A 3,337-nucleotide genomic window follows, 5' to 3' on the forward strand; every position below is an offset into this window, starting at 1 on the left:
TATGAGGTAAAGTGCTACATCAATGCCTGAAGTAATACCTGATCCGGTAATGTATTTCTGGTCCATGGTAAACCGTACATCCTTCTGTACTTCAACGCCTTTTATTTTCTTAAGGTCCTCCAGGCAGGCGGGATGCGTGGTTGCTTTATGGCCTTCAAGAAAACCCAGGTCTCCTAACAATAAGCTTCCCGTGCATACGGATCCTGTGATGACTGTATTTTTATTCTGTGATATCATCCATGCCTTCAGGGAGTCATTTTGTACAGAAAGGCTGTGCACAACATCCGGAGCGGCTCCGGGAACCATAAGAATGTCGGTCTGCGGTGCATCTTCAATGGAATACTGTGTCCTGATGTGCACTGTTTCAGATTCTGTTTTGATGTTTTTGTCGGGAGTGGAGGAGATCAGGAAAATATCAAAATTTCCGCCCATCCTGTTTGCCTTGACAAAAACATCCAACGGACCGTTCAGATCCTGTGCTTCCACCCCGTTGTAGACGAGAAAGCCTACCCTGATCTTTTTTCCGTCTTCAAATTTAATTTTTGATGCACCCGTATCCTGGGCATCAGCACTGATCGGTATGATCAGAAATAATGTCAACAGAATGGCTGCTTTTACTCTTTTCATGGTAACCTGACTCTTTAAATACATAGATGTAATTTTTATTAATACAGGGCAAATCTAAAGAGAGCAGGATGATTCCGCGTTACACTTTTGCGCTATTTGATTGCACTTAAGAAATAAGGCGGAACAAAAGATGGTGCGGAACGTGCGGATGTATTACAGCATTTTATTGACCAGCATTTCTTTCTGGAATGCCTTCGGTGTTTTACCGGTAAACTTTTTGAAGAATCTGTTAAAGTAACTGTCCGTTTCAAAACCCAGTTCCCAGGCGATTTCCCGTATGGTAAGATCAGACCAGTAAAGAAGCCTCTTTGCTTCCATCATCAGCCTGTCATCGATCATTTCTTTCGGTGTCTTGTGATATTCGTTTTTTACGTTCCGGACAAGTACTGACGGGGTGATATGCAATGCCTCCGCATAAAATTTCACCTGATGATTATTCCTGAAATTCTCTTTCAGCAGTTCCTGAAAATGATGGGCAGGGTGACGGATCCGGGATCTGCTGTCATCCGGATCTTTCATGAACCCTGCGCATTTGATCAGTATGATATTCAGCAGGCATCTGATGACTTCCGGATCCTTTCCTGCTCCCTGATCATGGGCAAGGAGCAGCTGGATATACCGGTCAAGCTCTTCCAGTTCTGCACGGGCAAGCGCCATTGATGTCCGGGAAAAAACAGTTTCCGTATATCCTCTTAATTTCCTTTCCTGCCCGTACAGGAATTCCGGGGAGAATGCAATGGAAATCATTTTACAGCCGGTTAAGTCAGTGTGGATATGCACCTGGTCAACATTCAGGATGAACAGGGCAGGTGACTGCAAGGTGTGCCGGGTCAGATCTACGGGATCCTGAGCCTGCCCTTTATATAAAAAGCTCAGGCTATAATAATGATGACTGTGGGGAGCTGTATCTGCCGGGCGCGGGCTGTCCGTACATTCCTGTGAATAGATAAAAAATTGGTCCTGGTTTTTCGTCGTAAGGCCAATCGTATACTGCGGGATTTTTTCTTTCATAACCTGGGGTAATCTGTCAACAGCAGGAAAACGGTTTTCTTCATTCATGGTAAACCAGTCCGTCAAAACCGCGTCATCTGTTAATGGCGTTTTTCCGTTTACAGAATCTCAATCTTATCATTTTTACCGGCGGTTTCCTTTCCCCATTGGGCAATTGCCTTAAGCAGCGGGATCAGGGTCTTCCCGAATTCAGTCAGTTCATAATCCACTTTCAGCGGGGGTTTGCTGGTGTACACCGTACGGGTGATCAGCCCGTCTGCTTCCAGTTCTTTCAGCTGCAGGCTTAAGGTGCGTTCCGTAATCAGCAGGCACTCTTTTCTCAGCTCACTGTACCGCTTTTTTTCGATGAGGTTAATTAGGATTACCGCTTTCCATTTTCCGCCTATGTATTTCATCGTCAGGCTGGTGCTGCAGGGATACCGTTTGTTTTCTATACTATACATCTGTTACTATCTGTTTATACCGTTATTGCAAAGGTAGTATACTATACTTTGTTTTGCAACAATAAAAATGTTCGTAAGAAGAGATAGCAGGATTGTCTTCCTCAGACAAACCTGGGTAAAATGCCCCGGCCTGCCTTTTCCGATCCTTCATACGGATGCTCATCATAAAAATAATTTATATACGATATGAAAAAATACATGTTAACAATTGGGGTCCTGATCGGTTCACTGACCTATTCCCAGACGGTTCCGCACGAAATTTTTGCCACCGTTGACCAGGCTGTAGGAAATATTGCTTTTACCCGTCAGGGAAATCTGGTCTACAGCCATCATCCTTTTTTCAATCCGTCTGACCGTGTAGTGACCTATGATGCCAGGACAAAAAAAACCGCGCCATTTCCCAATAAAGCCTGGAATACGCCAAGAGAGACGGATGACCATTACCTGAGCAATGTGCTGGGGATCCGTAATGACAAAGACGGGATTGTCTGGATGCTCGACATGGGGCAACGCAATCCCGTAACTCCTAAGATCGTCGGCTGGAATACTGTAACTGACAGCCTTGAGAAGATTTATTATCTGCCTGAAACAGCAGTGGTACCTACCTCTCAGTCCAATGATATGGTGGTGGATACCAGGCATGGGGCATTTATCATTGCTGATGAAGGCATAGGCAATGGGGGTGACGGAAGCACCGCAGCTTTAATCACGGTCGATATGAAAACCGGTAAAACGCGGCGCCTGCTGCAGGGTACAAGAACGACTTTGCCTGAAAACATGCCGACTGTCATTAACGGAAAGCCCTTAACGGCAAACGGTAAAAACCTCCTGGTAGGCTGTGACGGCATCACGGCAGATGAGAATTTTGAGTGGCTGTATTTCGCACCCCTGAACGGAAGCAGGCTCTACCGGGTAAAGCTGGAAGAGGTACTCAATGAGAACCTGACTGAAAGCGAATGGTCCGGAAAGATAGAAAACTATTCTGAAAAGCCGAACAACGGCGGGCTGAGCATCGATACAGAAGGAAATATCTATCTGACGGCAATGGAGAGCAACAGCGTGAAGGTGGTACTGGCAAAAGATAAAAGCATCCACACCGTTTTCACTGATCAGAAATTGCTATGGCCCGATGGCGTAAGCTACAATGCCCATGACGGGTACATGTATGTGTCGGCTGCACAGGTCCATCTGGGCGCTGCTTTTAATAACGGAAAGAGCAAGGCCCTGGCACCGTATTACATTTTCAGGTTCAGACC

Annotated in this window: 4 protein-coding genes; 1 reads left to right on the forward strand and 3 read right to left on the reverse strand. The window is 45.8% G+C overall.

Annotation, left to right across the window (positions count from 1 at the left end; genetic code table 11):
• The 3 genes from QZ735_RS13380 to QZ735_RS13390 all read right to left on the reverse strand — a co-directional run.
• Nucleotides 1-651, reverse strand: a 651-nt coding sequence (locus QZ735_RS13380; RefSeq protein WP_294249317.1) for a DJ-1/PfpI family protein, incomplete at its 3' end; no start/stop codon positions are given.
• Between the two features lie 129 nt (nt 652-780).
• Nucleotides 781-1,638, reverse strand: coding sequence for an AraC family transcriptional regulator (locus tag QZ735_RS13385; RefSeq protein ID WP_294249319.1), 858 nt, complete (start codon nt 1,636-1,638; stop codon nt 781-783).
• A 98-nt stretch (nt 1,639-1,736) separates the two neighbouring features.
• The gene (locus tag QZ735_RS13390; RefSeq protein ID WP_294249321.1) at nt 1,737-2,081 is read right to left on the reverse strand and encodes a helix-turn-helix domain-containing protein; all 345 of its coding nucleotides are present in this window, start codon (nt 2,079-2,081) and stop codon (nt 1,737-1,739) included.
• 186 nt (nt 2,082-2,267) lie between these two features.
• Here QZ735_RS13390 and QZ735_RS13395 point away from each other — a divergent pair.
• Nucleotides 2,268-3,337 (forward strand): L-dopachrome tautomerase-related protein (locus QZ735_RS13395; protein WP_294249323.1); only part of this gene is annotated, 1,070 nt, incomplete at its 3' end.

It is taken from the genome of uncultured Chryseobacterium sp. (assembly GCF_913776365.1).
GTDB lineage: Bacteria > Bacteroidota > Bacteroidia > Flavobacteriales > Weeksellaceae > Chryseobacterium.

What these genes read in the sequence shown, in the direction of transcription:
- QZ735_RS13385 (WP_294249319.1), bottom strand. Translation starts at nt 1,638, where the DNA reads ATGAAAGAAAAAATCCCGCAGTATACGATTGGCCTTACGACGAAAAAC.
- QZ735_RS13390 (WP_294249321.1), bottom strand. Translation starts at nt 2,081, where the DNA reads ATGTATAGTATAGAAAACAAACGGTATCCCTGCAGCACCAGCCTGACG.